This is a genomic window from Amycolatopsis sp. NPDC001319 (genome assembly GCF_042896185.1).
Lineage (GTDB): Bacteria > Actinomycetota > Actinomycetes > Mycobacteriales > Pseudonocardiaceae > Amycolatopsis.
This window is the reverse complement of sequence record NZ_JBIAWY010000013.1, coordinates 62,230-80,945: the sequence shown is the minus strand read 5'-3', so window position 1 is coordinate 80,945 and position 18,716 is coordinate 62,230. Positions and strand designations below refer to the sequence as shown.

Below are 18,716 nucleotides of genomic sequence, written 5' to 3'. Positions count from 1 at the left end.
CTCACTCACATCCGGAAGACGCCGTAGTTGACCTCGGGCAGGGGTGCGTTGGCGGCGGCCGACAGTGCGAGCCCGAGCACCGTGCGGGTGTCCGCCGGGTCGATCACGCCGTCGTCCCACAGCCGAGCGGTGGAGTAGTACGGGCTGCCCTGGTGCTCGTACTGCTCACGGATCGGCGCCTTGAACGCGTCCTCGTCCTCGGCCGACCACTCGCCGCCGCGGGCCTCGATCGCGTCACGGCGGACCGTCGAAAGCACCGACGCCGCCTGCTCGCCGCCCATCACGGAGATCCGCGCGTTGGGCCACATCCACAGGAACCGCGGCGAGTACGCCCGCCCGCACATCGAGTAGTTGCCGGCGCCGAACGAGCCGCCGATGATCACGGTGAACTTCGGCACCCGCGCGCACGCGACGGCGGTGACCATCTTCGCGCCGTGCTTCGCGATGCCGCCGGCCTCGTAGGCCTTGCCGACCATGAACCCGGTGATGTTCTGCAGGAACACCAAGGGAATCGAGCGGCGGTCGCACAGCTCGATGAAGTGCGCGCCCTTCATGGCCGACTCGGCGAACAGCACGCCGTTGTTGGCGATGATGCCAACCGGGTGGCCGTGGATGTGCGCGAAGCCGGTGACGAGCGTGGCGCCGTACTCCTTCTTGAACTCGGAGAACCGGCTGCCGTCGACCACGCGCGCGATCACCTCGCGCACGTCATAGGGGGTGCGCGAGTCCGTGGGCACCACGCCGTAGAGCTCTCGCGGGTCCACGGCCGGTTCCTCGACGGGCCGCACGTCCCACGGCCGCGGCGTGCGCGGGCCGAGTGTGGAGACGATGTCGCGGACGATGCGCAGCGCGTGGGCGTCGTCGTCGGCGAGGTGGTCGGTGACGCCGGACTGGCGCGAGTGCACGTCGCCGCCGCCCAGCTCCTCGGCCGTGACGACCTCACCCGTCGCGGCCTTCACCAGCGGCGGGCCGCCCAGGAAGATCGTGCCCTGGTTGCGGACGATCACCGCTTCGTCGCTCATGGCCGGCACGTACGCGCCACCCGCGGTGCACGAGCCGAGCACGGCCGCGATCTGCGGGATACCGCGTGCGGACATCGTGGCCTGGTTGTAGAAGATGCGCCCGAAGTGCTCGCGGTCGGGGAACACGTCGTCCTGGTGCGGCAGGAACGCGCCGCCGGAGTCGACGAGGTAGATGCACGGAAGGTTGTTGTGCAGCGCCACTTCCTGGGCGCGCAGGTGCTTCTTGACTGTGAGCGGGTAGTAGGTGCCGCCCTTGACGGTGGCGTCGTTGGCCACGATCACGCACTCGCGCCCGGAGACGCGCCCGACGCCGGTGATGATGCCGGCGCTCGGCGCCTCGTCGTCGTAGAGGCCATTGGCCGCGAGCGGCGAGAGCTCCAGGAACGGCGAACCCGGGTCCAGCAACGTGTCGACGCGGTCGCGCGGCAGCAGCTTGCCGCGTTCCACGTGCCGGGCCCGGGATTTCTCGGGCCCGCCGAGGCGGGCGGTGTCCAGGCGCTTGCGCAGGTCCTCGACGAGCTCGCCGTGCGAGGTGACGCTGCGGGCGAACCCGTCGCTGCGCGGATCCGCGGAACTGCTCAGTACCGGCGTGTCCATGACTCCCCGTCGAGACGTTGGTGATCCAAGATGTTAGCGGTCGTTAACTCCTCTTCGGATGTTAGCGACCGCTAACCGGAGTGTCCACCCAGGGTCCCGCGGCTCACACTCGCGTCAGCCGGGCCCGTCTCCGGTGGCCGCGAGCAGCGGGACCACGATTTCGCTGACGGGTGTGGGGATGCCGTGGTGGCGCCCGCGACGCAGCACCACCCCGTTGCGGACGTCCCATTCCAGCGGCCGGCCGGCTTCGCGATCGGCCAGGATCGACGTGCCCATGTCCGCCGGGTAGGCCCGGAACGCGTCGATGATTTCCCGGGGCACATCGTCATCGAGGTCGGCGCCCTCGGCCCGGGCCACGGCGAGGCACTCCCGCAGGTACACGAGCCCGAGCTCGGCGATGTCGGCCCGCGCGAACATGCCGGCGCGCCGGCCGGTGAGGGCCATCAGGCCCGCGAGCGCGTTCTGCATGAGCTTGCGCCAGGCCAGCGAGCGGAACTCGGCGACCGGTTCGACGGTGCACAAGCTCCCGGCCAGCGCCTCGGACACCGCGCGGCCCGCCTCGGTGTCGGGCACGGTCAAGCGGGCCGGGGCGCGCAGCCACACCGACCCGTCGGCCCGGGTCTGCGCCGGGAACCACACGACGCTGGGCAGCACCCGGCCGAGGTTCGCGTGTGCCGCGACGACGGCTTCCTGCTCGACGCCGTTCTGGAGCACGCAGACGATCGTGCCGGCCCGGCACAGCGCGGCCAGCCAGGGCGCGGCTGCCGCCACCTGGGTCGCTTTGACGGCCAGGAAAAGGAGATCGACCGGGGTGACGTCCGGCGTCACCTCGACCTGGACCGGACCGGGCACCACGAGGTGCTCCCCCGGAGCGTGCAGCTCGAGCCGGTCGCGGGCGGTGCGGCCGTACAGCCGGGGTGTGCGGCCGACCTGGTGCAGTGCGGCCGCGATGGTCGTCCCGATCGCTCCGGGGCCGACCACGGCGACGCTTCCGGGCGTCGTCATTCTCCGAGTATCGCCCGGTTCACCGCGGCCGGCCGGGCGTCACGCGGACTGCCACAGCTCGATGCGGTTGCCCTCCGGGTCGGTGACCCAGCCGAACCGCCCGATGCCGGCCATCTCCTGCGTCTCCTCGGCCACTTCGGCACCCTTGTCGCGCAGCTGGGCGAGCATGGCGTCGAGGTCGCGGACGCGGAAGTTGAGCATGGTCTGCTGCGACTTCGAGCCGAAGTAGTCCGTGCCGGCCTCGAAGGGCGCGAAGACCGTCGGGCCGGGATCTTGGCGCCACACCCCGTTTTCGTCGGCGTCGAGGCCGAGGCAGTCGCGGTACCAGGCGCCCAGCGCCGCGGGGTCCGAGGCGCGGATGAAGTAGCCGCCGATGCCGAGCACGCGTTCCATGGCCGTGATCCTGCCAGCGCGGCGGGCGTTTGTCCGGAAGTCGGGCTCAGCCGGTGACGGCGTCGGAAATCCAGTCTGCGACGGGCAGATCGCGGTCGAGGCATTCGACCGACAACCGGATCGTCCAGCGCAGCGCTTGGAGCACGAGGCTGTCGACCTCGTTGGGCGCGGCGCTGGCCAGCGCGATCTCCACCTGCTCGCGCGCGGCGGCGGTGTTGCCGTGCACCTCGGCGAGCAGCGTGCGCACGGCGGTGCGCACGGGCGGGTCGGCCTGGTCGATGGAAACCTCTTCGCCGTCCTCGTCGAAGACCTGGACCTTCACGGGTGCCGTGCCGCCGTCACCGAGCGTGGACACCATGGCGCTGCACTCGCCGAACAGCAGCAGCATGAGCTCCTTGGTCTCCTCAGAGCGCGCCTGCGGCTCGTCGGACGACGGGGTGACCTCTTCGAGCGCCTCGGCGTCCTCGCCGAGGCTGATGGCGACGAGCGCGCGCTGCGCCTTCTCCACGAGCCGCTGCTCGTCCTCGCTCCGGTCCGGGGTCACGTGCCTATCAAACACCAGCACCGGCTTCCGTGGGGATACCCCGAATCCGGGTGATCAGCCCGCCGCGGAAAGTGCGCCCAGAGCGAGCCGGCAGAGCAGTTCGGACAGCTCTGCGTCACCGAGATGGCGGTTGTACGGCGTCGAGTTGATCAAGCCGAACACGGCGTGTGCCGCCGAGCGGGCTTCGCGCTCTTCGAGGCCGGGGATCGCGTCGCGGATCGCGCGCACCCACACCTCGACGTACTGCCGCTGGAGCGCACGTACCTGCTTGCGGTCACTGTCGGTGAGGTTCGCGAGGTTGCGCTCCTGCACGGTGATCAGCGCCGGGTGGTCGAGGGCGAAGCCGACGTGGAAACGCACCAGCGCTTCGAGGAGCTCGAGCGGCGTACCGCCCGTCTCGGCGCGGTCGGTGCCGCCTTCGAGCAGGTAGTGGCTGATCGAGTTCAGCATCTCGCCGAGGATGGCGTCCTTGCTGCGGAAGTGGCGGTAGAGCGCCGGTCCCGAGATGCCGACGGCCGCGCCGATGTCGTCGATCCCGACACCGTGGAAGCCGTGGTGGGCGAACAGCTCGGCGGCGGCGGCCATGATCTGTTCACGCCTGTTCGCCTTCTCGCCGTTCACGAGTGGGGTGGGGTTCGCCGGCATTCGGTCATAGTAGGACGGGCGGTTAGCGAGCGCTAACTTCCGGCCCTACTTAGTGCTTGGGCCAAGTGGAGTCACCTGCGGATTCTGGGGTGTCGTGTGGGGATTCCACCTGGTATTCGTATTCCTCGTCGAGCCGTCACGACCAGGAGTGACCCATGGCTGAAGCCACCCGTCCCACCTCACGATCGTTCCTCCGGATGTGCGCGGCCCTGGGGGTCGCTGTTCTCGCCTCTCTGGGCATTGTGGGCACCGCCAACGCTGCACAGAGCTACGTCGCACTCGGCGACTCCTACTCCTCCGGGGTGGGCGCCGGGAGCTACGGCAGCTCGGGCAGCTGCAAGCGCAGCGCCAACGCCTACGGCCAGCTGTGGGCCAACGCCCACGCCGGCACCACGTTCACCTTCCTCGCCTGCTCGGGCGCGAAGACCGGTGACGTGCTCAACCAGATCAACTCGATGCCGTCCAGCGCCAGCCTGGTCACCCTCACGGTGGGCGGCAACGACGCCGGCTTCACCGACGTGATCACCACCTGCACCCTCAACAGCGACCAGACCTGCATCGACCGGGTCAACACCGCCAAGACCTACGTGCAGAACACCCTGCCGAGCCTGCTCGACAACGTCTACCGCGCCGTGAAGTCCAAGGCGCCCAACGCGAAGCTCGTGGTGCTGTCCTACCCGCGCTTCTACACCGTGCCGGGCTCCTGCAGCGTCGGCCTGAGCGACACCAAGCGCTCCGCGATCAACTCCGGCGCCGACACGCTGGCCTCGGTCCTGGCTTCCCGCGCGGCCGCCGCCGGTGCCCAGTTCGTGGACGTGCGCTCGGCTTTCGTGGGGCACAACATCTGCTCCTCGGCGAGCGACTACCTCCACAGCCTCACCTGGCCGGTGGACGAGTCGTACCACCCGACCGCGGCCGGGCAGCGGGGCGGGTACTACAACCCGTTGACGTCGGCGATCGGCTGATCTGTTCTGTTCGTTCGGTTCTGTTCGTTCGGAAGGGGCGTCCCTTGGTGGGGCGCCCCTTCTTTTTGTTCGCTTTGATCGACTGAGGTCGGTGGTTCGCGGAGGATGGCGGGGTGGTCGTTCTTGATTCCCCCCGATCGATGGCTTTCGGCCGCTCGCTCAGGGTGTTCTCGTTCGCTGAGCGCACTTTTCCCGGAGCATCAACGTGCCGCAGGGCCGACGAACTCGACCATCGAGGTTCCACGATCGGGTGCTGTGGACAACTCCGAACCGACCTGGCCTGCTGTGGACAACTCCGCCTGAGCACAGGGTTTCGTCGCCGACGACCGATAGAATGAATCCTGGGCAGCCCCCTTAGGGAGGGTGGGCTATGCCGTCGCGCGGGGGTTGTGCCGGGAGCGATCTGCGTTCTGCAGGCGAGAGTTCTCTGGAGTCGTGAGCAAAGGTAGAGAGCAGTCGGGACGTCGCTGCGGTGCCACTCCTCGTGCGCGCGGCGGGGACCGTGTGTGGGCCTGGTGCCGGTGCAGGCCGGACGCCCGTGCAGGCCTGGCGCAAGTGCGGACCTGGTGCCGGTGTGCCGGTGCGGGCCCGGCGCCGGTGCCAGTGCGGGCCTGGCGCCGGTGCCAGTGCGGGCCGGACGCCCGTGCAGGCCTGGCGCCGGTGCCGTTGTGCCGGTGCGGGCCGGACGCCCGTGCAGCCTGGCGCCGGGGCCGGTGTGCCGGTGCGACGTCACAGGCAAACATTCAGGCGTAAGAGCCGATCGGGCACGTCCACGCGGTGCAGTCGTCAGCCCAGAGCGCGACGCCGTCGTGGAGAAGCGCGTGGGCAGGGCGAGCGGTGCCGGGAACCGGGGGTAGCCCGACGCGGAGGTGCTCGACCACGAAGTCCTGCAGGCGGTCCGCCGCGGTGGCCAGACGGGAGGCGGCGGGGCCGTCCGGGATTTCGAAGCCGAAGGAACTGCCGTCCGCGGACGAGGCGGTGACGACGATCATCGCGTCGCGAAGGTGGGCGGTCCAGGTGAGGCCGGTCAGCCAAGCGCGGTGCGAAGCCGAAGCAGTGGAGTGGGCGAAGTCGCGCAGGATCGGGTGCAGGTCGAGGGAGATTGGCTGGCCGGGCTCGGCGCCGAGCCCGTCGGCGAGGCCGGCCGAGCCAACCTGGCCGCCCGCACCCGCCGACCCCAGCGGATCCGACGAGCCAACCGGGTCACGCCGATCGGCCGAACCAGCCGGGCCGTAGGTGATCTCCAAGCGCGAAGTGAAGGCATCGTCCACCACACCACCGTGCCGTGAACCAAGCAGGCGCGCCCGGTCAACCCAGCAGGGACTTCGCCAAAGCCGCGATCTGCCCCGTCTCGATCAAGAACGAATCGTGCCCGTACGGCGACGAAACCACCGCCGTCTCACCGCCGACGCCCTCGGCGATCTCCACCGACTGGTACAGCGGGTAGAGCCGGTCGCTGTCCACGCCGGCGACCACGGTGCGCGCGCGGACGCGCGAGAGTGCCGAGGCCACCCCGCCGCGGTCGCGGCCCACGTCGTGGGTGTTCATGGACTCCGTGAGGACCACGTAGGAACCGGCGTCGAAGCGGCGGACCAGCTTGTCGGCGTGGTGGTCCAAATAGGACTCCACGGCGAAGCGGCCGCGGCGCAGCGGGTCCTCCGAACCCTGCGGCTTCCGGCCGAAGCGTTGCGCGAGTTCGGGTTCGCTGCGGTAGGTCACGTGGGCGATCCGGCGGGCGACGCCGAGGCCGGCGTGCGGGCCTTCGCCAGGCAACAAGGCGTAGTAGTCGCCTCCGTGCCAGCCCGGGTCGGAGCGGATGGCGTGCAGCTGCGGCGCGGCCCAGGCGATCTGCTCGGCCGACGCGCGGGCCGTCGAAGCCAGAACCAGGACGGACGCCACCCGATCGGGCAAAGTCACCGCCCATTCGAGGGCCCGCATGCCGCCCATCGAGCCGCCGACGACGGCGGCCCAGCGCTCGATGCCGAGCGCGTCGGCGAGTGCGGCTTCGGTGGCCACCTGGTCCCGCACGGTGACGGACGGGAAGCGGCTGCCGTAAATCCGGCCGTCGGGGTCGGGGGACGACGGGCCCGTGGAGCCCTGGCAGCCGCCGAGCACGTTGGGCGCCACCACGAACAGCGAGTCCGTGTCGAGCGCCTTGCCGGGCCCGACGAGCCCGTCCCACCAGCCCGCGCTGGGGTGGCCGGGCTCGGCGGGGCCGGCGATGTGGCTGTCGCCGGTCAGGGCGTGCTCGACGAGGACCGCGTTGGACCCGTCGGAGTTGAGCGTGCCCCACGTCTCGTACGCGAGGGTGTAGGACGGCAGCGACCCACCGGCCTCCAGCGACAGCGCGCCGGGACCGGTGAACCACTGCCGCCTGCCGGGTGGGTCCCCTGCCCGCCACGCACCGGTGACGGGCAGGGGAAACGCACCGGAATCCGTCACAGTTCCGCCTTGGCGGCGCGGAAGCCCGCCTCGAGGTCGGCCTTGAGGTCCTCGATGCCCTCGAGCCCCACGGCGAGCCGCACCAGGCCCGGCGTGACGCCGCTCGCGAGCTGCTCCTCCGGGCTGAGCTGGCTGTGCGTGGTCGACGCCGGGTGCACGATCAGGCTGCGCACGTCGCCGATGTTCACCAGCTGGCTGTGCAGCGTGGTGCCGTCGACGAACTTGCGCCCGGCCTCGACGCCGCCGCGCAGGTCGAACGACAGCACCGCGCCCGCGCCGCGCGGCAGGTACTTCTGTGCGGCCGCGTGGAACTTGCTCGACGGGAGGCCGGCGTAGTACACCGTCTCGACCTCGTCGCGCTCCTCCAGCCACTCCGCAAGCGCTTGCGCGTTGGCGACGTGGCGCTCGAGCCGCAGCGAAAGCGTCTCGATGCCCTGCAGGATCAGGAAGCTGTTGAGCGGCGAGATGGCCGCGCCGGTGTCGCGAAGGATCTGCACGCGCGCCTTCGCCGCATACGCGCCGGGGCCGAGGGCTTCCCAGTACTTGAGACCGTGGTAGCTCGGGTCCGGCTCGGAGAAGCCCGGGAAGCGCGCCGGGTCCTTGCCGAAGTCGAACGTGCCGCCGTCCACGATCACGCCCGCGACCGTGGTGCCGTGGCCGCCGAGGTACTTGGTGGCCGAGTGCACGACGATGTCGGCGCCGTGCTCGATCGGGCGCAGCAGGAACGGCGTGGGCACGGTGTTGTCGACGATCAGCGGCACGCCGGCCTCGTGGGCGACGTCGGCGACGGTGCGGATGTCGAGCACGTTGCTGCCCGGGTTGGCCAGCGTCTCGGCGAAGAACGCCTTCGTGTTGGGCCGCACGGCCGCGCGCCACTGCTCGGGGTCGTCCTGGTCGTCGACGAACGTGACCTCGATGCCGAGCTTCGGCAGCGTGTAGTGGAACAGGTTGTAGGTGCCGCCGTAGAGCGACGGGCTGGACACGAAGTGGTCACCCGCGCCGGCCAGGGTCAGGATCGCCGCGGTGGTGGCCGCGGAGCCGGAGGCGAACGCGAGCGCCGCGACGCCGCCTTCGAGCGCGGCCAGGCGCTGCTCCAGCACGTCCTGGGTGGGGTTCATGATGCGCGTGTAGATGTTGCCGGGCTCGGCCAGGCTGAACAGGTCTGCACCGTGCTGGGTGTCGCGGAAGACGTACGACGTGGTCTGGTAGATCGGCGTCGCGCGGGCGCCCGTCGCGGGGTCGGGTGCCGCGCCGGCGTGGATCTGCTTGGTCTCGAAGGACCAGGCCGAGGTGTCTTCCGGCATCTGTTTCTCCTTGCGGCTCAAAGGGATCGGCTCCTCGGACGAAGCTAGCTCCCCTGAACGGCCCACCCAAGGGTTCCCACGGGCTGGGAGTACTCCGTCAACCTACCGTGCAAGTCGATCACCCGACAGGGTGCCCGGGCGCGGCTGTTCGGGTGACCGTCCATAACGGACTCCGCGACCCCGTCGGAGCGCGAACCGGTTGCTTTCGGAGCCGGTTCCTCCGTTCGGCGGTTGCCCGAAGGCTACCCGCGCCGAGCGCCCCGGACGCGTCTCGGCGAGGATGTATCCCGTGGTCTCGGTGCGCAGCGTGGTCGACCGGGTGGGGCCGACGTTGCTCCACGCGCTCCAGCTGCCCGACGACTGCCCGGCGGCGGGCGACGTGGTGATCGCCGAGCCCGGCGTGCCGGCGGGCATCGCGGCGGGCGACCTCGTGCTGGGCGTCGCCACGGCCGATCCGGCCGACGCGGCCGAGCTGGTGCGGGTGAGCGCCACGCAGGGCGCCGCCGCCGTCCTGCTGAAACCGCCGCTGGCAGCCAAGCCCGCCGTGCGGCGCGCGGCGAAAACGGCCGGGATAGCGCTCATCCAGGTCCATTCGGCGACGTCGTGGGCCCAGCTCGTGTGGCTGCTGCGCACGGTCCTCGACGCGCTGGGCGACGAATCGGAGTCCCTCGAAGACGGCGGCGATCCCGGCTCCGGCGACCTGTTCCGGCTCGCCGACGCGGTGGCGTCCGTGGTCGACGCGCCCGTGACCATCGAGGACACGAACTCGCGCGTGCTCGCCTACTCCGCGCGCCAGGACCTCACCGACCCCGCGCGCGTCGCCACGATCATGGGCCGCCGGATCCCCGACGACGTGCTCGCCCGGTTCCGTTCGCGCGGCGTGTTCCGCGAGCTGTCACGCGGCCGGCAGACGATCTTCGTGCCCGCCCAGCGCGACGGCACGCTGCCGCGGCTGATCGTGCCCATCCGCATGGGCGGTGAGCTGCTGGGGTCGATGTGGGCCGTCGTCGCGGGGCCGGTTTCGGAGGAACGCGCGGCCGCCTTCGCCGACGCCGCGCCCGTTGTCGCGCTGCACCTGCTCCGCCGCCGCGCGCACACGGACGCGCAACGCCGCGCGTCGGCCGAGTTGCTGCGCGCCGTGCTCGAAGGCCACGCCGGCCAGCGACGCGTCGTGGCCGAACTGGACCTCTCCGACGAGCCCCACCGCGTCGTCGCGATCGAGGTCACCGGCGGCGACGGCCGCGACGCCGAGGGCCTGCGGCTGGCGCTGCTCGAACGCATCTCCCAGGGCATCGGCCGCCGCCCCGTCGCCACCGAACTCGGCGGCCTCCTCTACGCGGTCGTCCCCGACGGCAACGCCTGGTCCGAACTGCGCGACGCCCTGACCCTCCAGCCAGCCTCCCGCCGCGGCGGCGTCCCCCGCGCCGCCGCCGGCGCGCCCGTGGCCGTCTCCGCGCTGGCCACCTCGCGCACCCAGGCCGACGAAGCCCTGGGCCTCCTGCGCGCCGGCCTGGTGGCCGGCCGCGTCGTCGCCTACGAGGACGCCTGGACTTCCCTGGTGCTCCACCGCGCCGCCACGGGCTCCGCCACCGCCCACGTCGCCGACCTCGGCCCGCTCAGCCTCCTGCGCACCCACGACGACACCACGAAAGCCGGCTACGTCGACACCCTCTACGAATGGCTCCGCCACCCCGGCGACCCCCGCGCGGCCGCCGCGGAGCTGCGCATCCACCCGAACACGTTGCGGTACCGGATGAAGCGGTTGCTGGATCTTGTGCCGCTTGATCTGGATGATCCGGATGTGCGGTTGGCGTTGCTCATGCAGTTGGTGGCGTTGCGGTGGAGCTGACGTACGCGAGTTCCTGTCCGCGAAGGGTTTCCGGGATCCACGCGGCGGCTTGTTTGGTCTCGTTCAGGTAGGCGCTGAACCACGGGGCCCAGCGCTGGTCGTCAGACCGCAGGTACCGCACCGACTTCCGCCGCCCGCTGGACGTCGAAGGCCACCACCTCCGCGGGACCGCTCGTGACAACCGAGTGATGGGTTTGGTTTGTCCACAGGCAGGTCGTCTTTTGCGGAGTTGTCCACAGATTGCGCTGGCGCCGTCTTTCGGGGCCATGGGCCGGTAGGCTGGAACAGGGACGCCCCCGTGGAGGGTGGGGGCTGTCTGTCGGGGCGGGGTGGATGCCGAGCAGGGTGCGGGCGCGGATGGGATTGCGAGTCATGTGGCGTAGTCCGGCGGCGGTCGTGTCGCCGGTGTGGCGGAGTGCGCTGATGGCCAGGAGGGACATCGCGAGCACGGCTGTCATGCGATCACGGGGTCCAGACACCCACATGATCAACCAGAGCCGCGTAACCAGGCCATAGCGAGTTGTTGGACCCCACGGTGGAGGGCAGGCGCCGTCGCGCGGACTCTGGCGGAATGCGCGCAATTCGGCCCGACGCCCTCGCGTCGAACACGCCGACGGCCGGCCGGTGTTGCTCAGTCAGCTGATGGGGCTGCGGTGGAGCTGACGTACGAAAGGTCTTTCGCACGAAGCCTTTCCGGCGCCAGCCGCACCCAAACCGTGCCGCGGTCAGCCTCGGTCAAGTAGGCGCGGAACCGCGGGTCCCACCGCTGCTCGTCAGGTCCCAAGTACCGCGCCAGCTTCCGCCGACCGCGTGGCACGTCGAAGGCCACCACCTCCGCGGGACCGCTCGCGACGACCTGGCGCACCAAGCCGGTCGCGAGATCGCACACATCAACCGTCAACGCGAGCCGTGGGGACGAGCGAACCTGCCCGGGCAAGCGGGACCACGGACCGCTGAGGATCCAAAATGCCCGGTCCTCCCAGAGGTACCAAGTAGGGCGGACGGTGGGACCGTCCGTGGCGACGCGCGCGGTGAGTGGCTGCGCGAGGAACTCGTCGACGTCGAACGACTTCACGCGACCAGCAACGTCTTGCCAAAAGTCCCCCGCGCCTCCATCGCCGCATGGGCGTCCGCCGCCGCGGCGAGTGGAAACCGTTGGCCGATAACCGGAGTGAGGCGGCCGGCCGAGGCCGCGTCGAGGGCGGACACCGTGAAGGCGCGGAGTGCGGCCGCGTCGCCCAGGGAGCGGATGACCGTGACGCCGCGGGACCGGGCGTCCTCTTCGGACACTTCCGCCCACGTGCCGCTCGCGAGGCCGTACACCGCCATGCGGCCGCCGGGGCGTAGCAAGGAGAAAGCGGTGGTCCCGATCGCGCCGCCCACGCCGTCGAAGACCACGTCGAGCGGTCCGACTGCCGAAGCCCAGTCGGCGGCCGTGTAGTCCACCGTCATGTCCGCGCCCAGCTCCCGGGCGCGCGCGAGTTTTTCAGCGCTGCCCGCCGCCGCGACGACCTGTGCGCCGGCCGACTTGGCCAGTTGCACGAGGAGGCTGCCGACGCCACCGGCGGCGGCCTCGACGAGCACGCGGTCGCCCGGCGCGACGGCGGCGGCGTGGACGAGGCCGGTGGCCGTCCGGCCGTCGGCGAGGAGGGCGACGGCGGCGTCAAGCGAGAGCGCGTCGGGCACCGGGAAGACCAGGGTCGCGTCGACGACCGCGCGCTGGGCGTAGCCGCCGCTACCGCCGGTCGAGGTCACCACGCGCCGGCCCACGAGGGCCAGGTCGACGCCGTCGCCGACTTTGCTGATCACGCCGCCGACGCCGTTGCCGGGGATCATCGGCAGGGCGGCATCGACCGGTCCGAAGCCCGACGCCCGGAACTGCGTCTCCACGAACGTCACGTTCACGAACGCCACCTCGACCAGCACCTGGCCCGGCCCCGGGACCGGGTCGGGCGCCTCCCCCGCCACGAGCACCTCGGGTCCGCCGAACTCCCTCAACCACACCGCACGCATGCCACGCCCTCCCCGAGATCGACGAACCAGGTGCGACAGCCAACAACCTCGAGCGCGGTCGAGGTCAAGCGATTTGTTCTCGTGGCACCATGAAATGGCAAAAGAACTGTTCCGCGCGCATGATGACACCGCCGTCCGGGTGCATCACCGTGAGTGGCAGCACCTCGAACCGAACCGCCGCCAGGAGGCCGCCGTGCGTATCGCCGTTCCCCGTGAGATCAAGAAGCACGAGTACCGGGTCGCCCTGACCCCGGCCGGCGTCCACGAGCTGGTGGGGCGTGGTCACGACGTGTTCGTCGAGACCGGCGCCGGGGTGGGTTCGTCGATCAGCGACGAGGAGTACGTGGCCGCGGGCGCGAAGGTGCTCGCCACCGCGGACGAGACGTGGGCCGAGGGCGAGCTGGTGCTCAAGGTGAAGGAGCCCATCGCCGAGGAGTACCCCCGCCTGCGCAAGGACCTGGTGCTGTTCACCTACCTCCACATCGCGGCCGACCGGCCTCTGACCGACGCCCTGCTGGCGGCGGGCACCACGGCGATCGCGTACGAGACGGTGCAGACGGCCACCGGCGCCCTGCCCCTGCTCGCGCCGATGTCCGAGGTCGCCGGCCGGCTGGCGCCGCAGGTGGGCGCCTACTCGCTGATGAAGCCGAGTGGCGGCCGCGGCGTGCTGCCCGGCGGCATCCCCGGCGTGCACCCGGCGCGGGTCGTGGTGATCGGCGGCGGCGTCGCGGGCATCAACGCCGCCCGCGTGGCGCTGGGCCTGGGCTCGGACGTCGAGATCCTGGACACCAACGTCGACCGCCTGCGCCAGATCGACAACGACTTCGGCGGCCGCATCCGCACGGTCACCTCCAACCGCCTGTCGGTCGAGGAGGCCGTGCTGGAGGCCGACCTCGTGATCGGCGCCGTGCTGGTGCCCGGCGCGAAGGCCCCCAAGCTGGTCTCCAACGACCTCGTCTCGCGCATGAAGCCGGGCTCCGTGCTGGTCGACATCGCCATCGACCAGGGCGGCTGCTTCGCCGACTCGCGCCCCACCACGCACGACGACCCGACCTACCGCGTCCACGAGTCGGTGTTCTACTGCGTCGCCAACATGCCGGGCGCCGTGCCGCGGACCTCGACCTACGGCCTCACCAACGTGACGCTGCCGTACGCCGTGCAGCTCGCCGACCGCGGCTGGCACGCGGCCCTGAACGCCGACGCGTCGCTCGCCAAGGGCCTCAACACCCACGACGGCGCCCTCACCAACGAGCCCGTCGCCACCGCGCACGGCCTGCCGCACACGCCGCTGGCGACCGCCCTGGCGTGACCCTTCCGATCCACCTGGCGCCTCGAGGGGCCTCCGCGAACCAGCGGGGGCCCCTCGTGTTCTCTTCGGGCACCGCGCCGAGGCCGAACAGGAACCCCTGGCCGAAGCGACGTTCGTCACGCTCCGCGTCCCGTTCAGCGGTACCCCTTCGACGGCAGAAGTGCCCTTGACAAGGGGTTTCACGATTCTGAACGTGCTTCTTCACCGGTTGCGGGCTCACTCTGTGAAGAAGTAATCCGGCTTCGTTGAAGACCCCGAGGAGCGAAGTCCGCACTTATTACCTAAGCTGGTACTCGGCGACCCGCTCCCAGTGACCCCCAGGCTGGTTGAGCGGGTCGCCCCTTCTCCCCCTTCCTGTTCGCACTTCGTGCTGCCGTGGAAGGGGCGAGGTAGTGCCCGGGGCCGAGCCCCCGGAACCCCCACCGTGCGGTCGGTGCCGGACCCCGCGTGGTTGCGGTGGGTCGCGATGCGTTGTGGCGCAAGAGCTTCACTGCGTCAGGTCGCGGTCGCGCTCCCCCGGCCGAAGGGGTGAAGGGACCCGTCACACCTTCAAGGCGGAATAAAAAGTCGGTCCCCATGCCTAGATTGAGAACGTGACCACCACTGCGACGCGTGCGCGTCAAGACCGTCCGGCTGCTGAGACGCCGGCTCCCCCCGTCGGCTGGGTCCGGCGGCTCTCGGCCGCGTGCTGGGAGCACCGGGGGGTCGTCGTGCTCGCGATGGCCGCGGCGATCCTGTCCGTGGGCGTGCAGGCGGCGAGCCCGCTGCTCGTGCGCACGGCGGTCGACGACGCGGTGGCGGGCCACACCGCGGGCCTCGGCGGCATCGCCGCCGCGCTGGTCACGCTGCAGGTGGTGGCGTTCGGGTCGGCGTTCCTGCGCCGCTACGTCGGCGGCCGGCTCGCGCTCGACGTGCAGCACGACCTGCGCAACCGCGTGTTCGGCTCCGTTTCGCGGCTCGACGGTGGCAAACAGGACGCGCTGCGCACCGGCCAGGTGGTCTCGCGGGCGATCTCCGACCTGCAGCTGGTCACGGGGCTGCTGATGCAGGTGCCGCTGTCGGCGGGCTCGGTCATCTTCGCGCTGCTCGCCCTGGGCGCGATGCTGTGGATGTCGCCGCTGCTCACGCTCATCGCGCTGGTGGTGGCGCCGGCCGTCGGCATCATCGTCACGTTGAGCCGCAAACGGCTCTTCCCGGCCACGTGGTCGGCCCAGCAGCGCGCGGCCGACGTGGCGCAGCAGGTGGAGGAGACCGTCACCGGCGTGCGCGTGGTGAAGGGCTTCGGCCAGGAGTCGCGGGAGGTCTCGCGGCTCGAGCGCACGGCGCGGCGGTTGTTCGCCGAGCGGCTGCGCGCGGCCAAGCTGTCCGCGGTGCCCACCGCCACGACCACCGCGCTGCCGGCCGTCGGCCAGGTCGCGGTGCTCGCGATCGGCGGCGTCCTGGCGCTCAACGGCCAGATCAGCCTCGGCACCTTCCTCGCGTTCGCCACCTACCTCGCCACGCTCATCGGGCCCGCGCGGATGCTGTCCAGCCTGGTGGTACAGGCCCAGCTGACGCGCGCGGGCGCCGAGCGCGTGTACGAGCTCATCGACGCCCAGCCCGACGTGGTGGACAGCCCCGACGCGCGGCCGCTGCCGGAGGGCCCGCTCGGCGTCGAGCTGGAAGACGTGAAGTTCGGCTACACCCGCAGCGAGCCGGTGCTCGACGGCCTCACGCTCACTGCGCGGCCGGGCGAGACGCTCGCCCTGGTGGGCACGGCGGGGTCGGGCAAGTCCACGATCTCGCTGCTGCTGCCGCGGTTCTACGACGCGCACGCGGGCGTGGTCCGCGTCGGCGGCCTCGACGTGCGCGACGTGCCGCTCAAGCAGCTGCGGCAGGCGATCGGCGTCGTGTTCGAGGAGGCGTTCCTGTTCTCCTCGTCCGTGCGCGACAACATCGCCTACGGCCGCCCCGACGCGAGCGACGAAGAGGTGCACGCGGCGGCGCGCGCGGCCGAGGCCGACGAGTTCATCCGTGCCCTGCCCCACGGCTACGACACGGAGGTCGGCGAGCGCGGCCTCACGCTCTCGGGCGGCCAGCGCCAGCGCCTGGGCCTCGCGCGGGCGCTGATGACGGACCCGCGTGTGCTGATCCTGGACGACGCGACGTCGGCGATCGACACGGTCACCGAGGCCGCGATCCACGACACCCTGCGCTCGGTCACGGCCTCGCGCACCACGCTGCTCATCGCGCACCGCCGGTCCACGCTGCAGCTGGCCGACCGCATCGCCGTGCTCGACCAGGGCAAGGTCGTCGACGTCGGCACGGAGGAGGAGCTGCAGGCGCGCTGCCCGCTGTTCCGCGAGCTCGTGGCGGGGCCGGGCGACGACGTCGAGAAACCGCACCGCTGCGAGGACCTCGAGCCCGACGCCGGCGGCGTGACGCAGGTGCTGTGGCCGCGCGACGACGGCCGCGACGAGGTCGACGCGCTCGCCGAAGCCGCCGCCGCACGCGGGGGCGCGCCGGGTGGCGGGACCGGTTTCGTCGGCGGCGGAGCGGGGGCCGACGTGCCGCCGACGCCGGAGCTGCTGGAGGGCGTGCGCAAGCTGCCGCCGGCCGACGACCGGCCGCGACTGTCCGAAGTGGACATCACCGCCGCCGACCCGGGGTTCCGGCTGTCGCGGCTGCTGAAGCCCGTGCGGTGGCCGCTGGTCGCGGTGATCGCACTGGTGGCGGCCGACGCGCTGGCCTCGCTGGCCCTGCCCGCGCTGTACCAGCGAGGGGTGGACCACGGCGTGCAGCCGGGTGTCGTCAGCGTGATCTGGCTGATGGCGGGCATCGGCGCGATCGTGGTCGCGGCCGACTGGTTCGTGGTGCGCGGCCAGACGCGGCTCACCGCGCGCGTCGGCGAGACGGTGCTGTACTCGCTGCGGGTGCGCAGCTACGCGCACCTGCAGCGGCTCGGGCTCGACTACTACGAGCGCGAGCTGTCCGGGAAGATCATGACCCGGATGACCACGGACGTCGATGCGTTGTCCACGTTCCTGCAGACCGGCCTCGCCACCGCTGTGGTGAGCGTGCTGACGCTGGTGGGCATCACCGTGGCGCTGCTGGTCACGGACGCGTCGCTGGCGTTGTACGCCCTCGCGCTGCTCCCGGTGCTGCTGGCGTCGACCGTGATCTTCCGGCGGGTCGCTTCACGCGCGTATTCCGAAGCACGCGAGAAGGTCAGCGTGGTCAACGCCGACCTGCAGGAGAACGTGAGCGGCCTGCGGGTCGCCCAGGCGTACACGCGCGAAGAGCGTTCGGCGGAGGCATTCGCTTCACGCAGCGACGCGTACCGGCGCTCGCGGTTGCGGGCGCAGCGTTACGTCGCCACGTACTTCCCGCTGGTGGCGCTGCTGTCGGACCTGGCGACCACCACGGTGCTCGTGGTCGGCGCGAACCGCGTGGCCGCGGGGACGCTGGAGGCGGGCGTGCTGCTCGGGTTCCTGCTGTACCTGCAGCAGTTCTTCTCGCCGATCCAGCAGCTGTCGGCGGTGTTCGACGGCTACCAGCAGGCGGCCGTCGGCCTGTCCCGCATCGGCGACCTGCTGCGCACGCCGACGTCGGTGCCCCCCGCCGCGCACCCGATCGCGCTGCCCGAGCACCTGAGCGGCGAGGTGACGTTCAAGGACGTCGACTTCTCCTACACCGGCGCCGATCAGCCGGCTTTGGAGAAGCTGTCGCTGGACGTGGCACCGGGCGAAACCGTGGCACTGGTCGGCGCGACGGGCGCGGGCAAGTCCACGGCGGTGAAGCTGGTGGCGCGCTACTACGACGCCACGGGCGGCGCGGTGCTGATCGACGGCGTCGACGTCCGCGAGTATGACCTGCCCGGCCTGCGCGCCCGCATGGGCGTGGTGCCGCAGGAGGCGCACCTGTTCTCCGGCACCGTCGCCGACAACGTCCGCTACGGCCGCCCCGACGCGACCGACGCGGAGGTCGAGGCGGCCGTCCGCTCGGTCGGCGCGCTCGACGGCGTCGCCGCCCTGCCCGCCGGCTTCCTGCAGCCCGTCGGCGAACGCGGCCGGTCGCTGTCCGCGGGGCAGCGCCAGCTCGTCGCGCTCGCCCGCGCCGAGCTCGTGAACCCCGACGTCCTCCTGCTCGACGAGGCCACCGCTGCCCTCGACCCCTCCACGGAGGCGGCCGTCCTGCGCGCCACCGAACACCTGGCGCGCCGCCGCACCACCTTCGTCGTCGCGCACCGCCTGGCCACCGCCGCCAAGGCCGACCGCATCGTCGTCCTCGACCACGGCCGCATCATCGAACAGGGCACCCACACCGACCTCCTGGCCGCCGGCGGCCACTACGCCCGCCTGTGGTCCCTCGGCTGACGTCGCCGGCGAGACCCCCGAGGCCGGGCCGACCTCGGGGGGTCTCGCCGCGCGGCCGGCCAACCGCATGCCAACGTGCGCGCCTGTGCCGGCCGGCGCAGGCGCGGCGGCCGAGCAGCTGCGCGCCGCCGCACAGACGCGCGGCGTGCGCCTGCGACTCACCGCGATGCCGCGCCGCGGCGTTCGACGAGTGTGTGACCTGACAGTCACCCGGCCGGCGCCATCCCCGGCAAGTCCCGGATCCGGCGGGCCTCGCCGCGCAGCCGACCAGCC

General features: G+C 71.6%; 14 protein-coding genes. 4 read left to right on the top strand and 10 right to left on the bottom strand.

The genetic code is table 11. The features are described from left to right. Nucleotides 1-5 precede the first annotated feature (5 nt). The 5 genes from ACFY1H_RS38550 to ACFY1H_RS38530 all read right to left on the bottom strand — a co-directional run bounded on the left by ACFY1H_RS38550 (nt 6) and on the right by ACFY1H_RS38530 (nt 4,206). Nucleotides 6-1,619, bottom strand: coding sequence for a carboxyl transferase domain-containing protein (locus ACFY1H_RS38550; RefSeq protein WP_386954833.1), 1,614 nt, complete (start codon nt 1,617-1,619; stop codon nt 6-8). A 114-nt stretch (nt 1,620-1,733) separates the two neighbouring features. Continuing rightward, a complete protein-coding gene (locus ACFY1H_RS38545) occupies nt 1,734-2,624 on the bottom strand; it encodes an oxidoreductase (RefSeq protein ID WP_386954831.1) in 891 nt (296 codons plus the stop codon). Nucleotides 2,625-2,663: 39 nt separating this feature from the next. Next, nucleotides 2,664-3,017, bottom strand: coding sequence for a VOC family protein (locus tag ACFY1H_RS38540; RefSeq protein WP_366579633.1), 354 nt, complete (start codon nt 3,015-3,017; stop codon nt 2,664-2,666). 46 nt (nt 3,018-3,063) lie between these two features. Beyond that, nucleotides 3,064-3,561 (bottom strand): hypothetical protein, encoded by a 498-nt coding sequence (locus ACFY1H_RS38535; protein WP_364050152.1) that lies wholly within the window; start codon nt 3,559-3,561, stop codon nt 3,064-3,066. Between the two features lie 54 nt (nt 3,562-3,615). Then, nucleotides 3,616-4,206: a TetR/AcrR family transcriptional regulator gene (locus ACFY1H_RS38530; protein WP_285972690.1), complete on the bottom strand. Its 591-nt coding sequence runs from the start codon at nt 4,204-4,206 to the stop codon at nt 3,616-3,618. A gap of 197 nt (nt 4,207-4,403) precedes the next feature. Between ACFY1H_RS38530 and ACFY1H_RS38525 the strand changes: the two genes are divergently transcribed. Beyond that, nucleotides 4,404-5,171, top strand: a complete 768-nt coding sequence (locus ACFY1H_RS38525; RefSeq protein WP_366579962.1) for an SGNH/GDSL hydrolase family protein — start codon at nt 4,404-4,406, stop codon at nt 5,169-5,171. 743 nt (nt 5,172-5,914) lie between these two features. Here the strand turns inward: ACFY1H_RS38525 and ACFY1H_RS38520 are convergent. From ACFY1H_RS38520 to ACFY1H_RS38510, 3 genes are read right to left on the bottom strand one after another with little or no spacing between them, the layout of a single operon-like run. Further along, complete coding sequence (locus tag ACFY1H_RS38520; RefSeq protein ID WP_386954827.1) at nt 5,915-6,442, bottom strand: hypothetical protein; 528 nt, start codon at nt 6,440-6,442, stop codon at nt 5,915-5,917. 37 nt (nt 6,443-6,479) lie between these two features. Next, nucleotides 6,480-7,613, bottom strand: a complete 1,134-nt coding sequence (locus ACFY1H_RS38515; RefSeq protein WP_386954824.1) for a homoserine O-acetyltransferase — start codon at nt 7,611-7,613, stop codon at nt 6,480-6,482. Then, complete coding sequence (locus ACFY1H_RS38510) at nt 7,610-8,917, bottom strand: bifunctional o-acetylhomoserine/o-acetylserine sulfhydrylase (protein WP_366579639.1); 1,308 nt, start codon at nt 8,915-8,917, stop codon at nt 7,610-7,612. The genes ACFY1H_RS38515 and ACFY1H_RS38510 overlap by 4 nt, the downstream gene beginning before the upstream one ends. 289 nt (nt 8,918-9,206) lie before the next feature. Between ACFY1H_RS38510 and ACFY1H_RS38505 the strand changes: the two genes are divergently transcribed. Continuing rightward, a complete protein-coding gene (locus ACFY1H_RS38505; protein WP_386954821.1) occupies nt 9,207-10,766 on the top strand; it encodes a PucR family transcriptional regulator in 1,560 nt (519 codons plus the stop codon). 631 nt (nt 10,767-11,397) lie between these two features. On the opposite strand, the gene ACFY1H_RS38500 is transcribed toward ACFY1H_RS38505, so the two are convergent. Together ACFY1H_RS38500 and ACFY1H_RS38495 are read right to left on the bottom strand one after the other, a co-directional pair. Further along, nucleotides 11,398-11,841, bottom strand: coding sequence for a pyridoxamine 5'-phosphate oxidase family protein (locus ACFY1H_RS38500; protein ID WP_366579643.1), 444 nt, complete (start codon nt 11,839-11,841; stop codon nt 11,398-11,400). Next, nucleotides 11,838-12,779 carry a zinc-binding dehydrogenase gene (locus ACFY1H_RS38495; protein WP_386954818.1) on the bottom strand — a complete coding sequence of 314 codons (942 nt, stop codon included), beginning with the start codon at nt 12,777-12,779 and terminating at the stop codon, nt 11,838-11,840. The genes ACFY1H_RS38500 and ACFY1H_RS38495 overlap by 4 nt, the downstream gene beginning before the upstream one ends. 193 nt (nt 12,780-12,972) lie before the next feature. On the opposite strand from ACFY1H_RS38495, the gene ald reads away from it, so the two are divergent. Further along, complete coding sequence (ald, locus tag ACFY1H_RS38490; RefSeq protein ID WP_366579647.1) at nt 12,973-14,088, top strand: alanine dehydrogenase; 1,116 nt, start codon at nt 12,973-12,975, stop codon at nt 14,086-14,088. A gap of 593 nt (nt 14,089-14,681) precedes the next feature. Continuing rightward, nucleotides 14,682-18,443 carry an ABC transporter ATP-binding protein gene (locus tag ACFY1H_RS38485; RefSeq protein ID WP_386954815.1) on the top strand — a complete coding sequence of 1,254 codons (3,762 nt, stop codon included), beginning with the start codon at nt 14,682-14,684 and terminating at the stop codon, nt 18,441-18,443. The last annotated feature ends 273 nt before the right edge of the window (nt 18,444-18,716 follow it).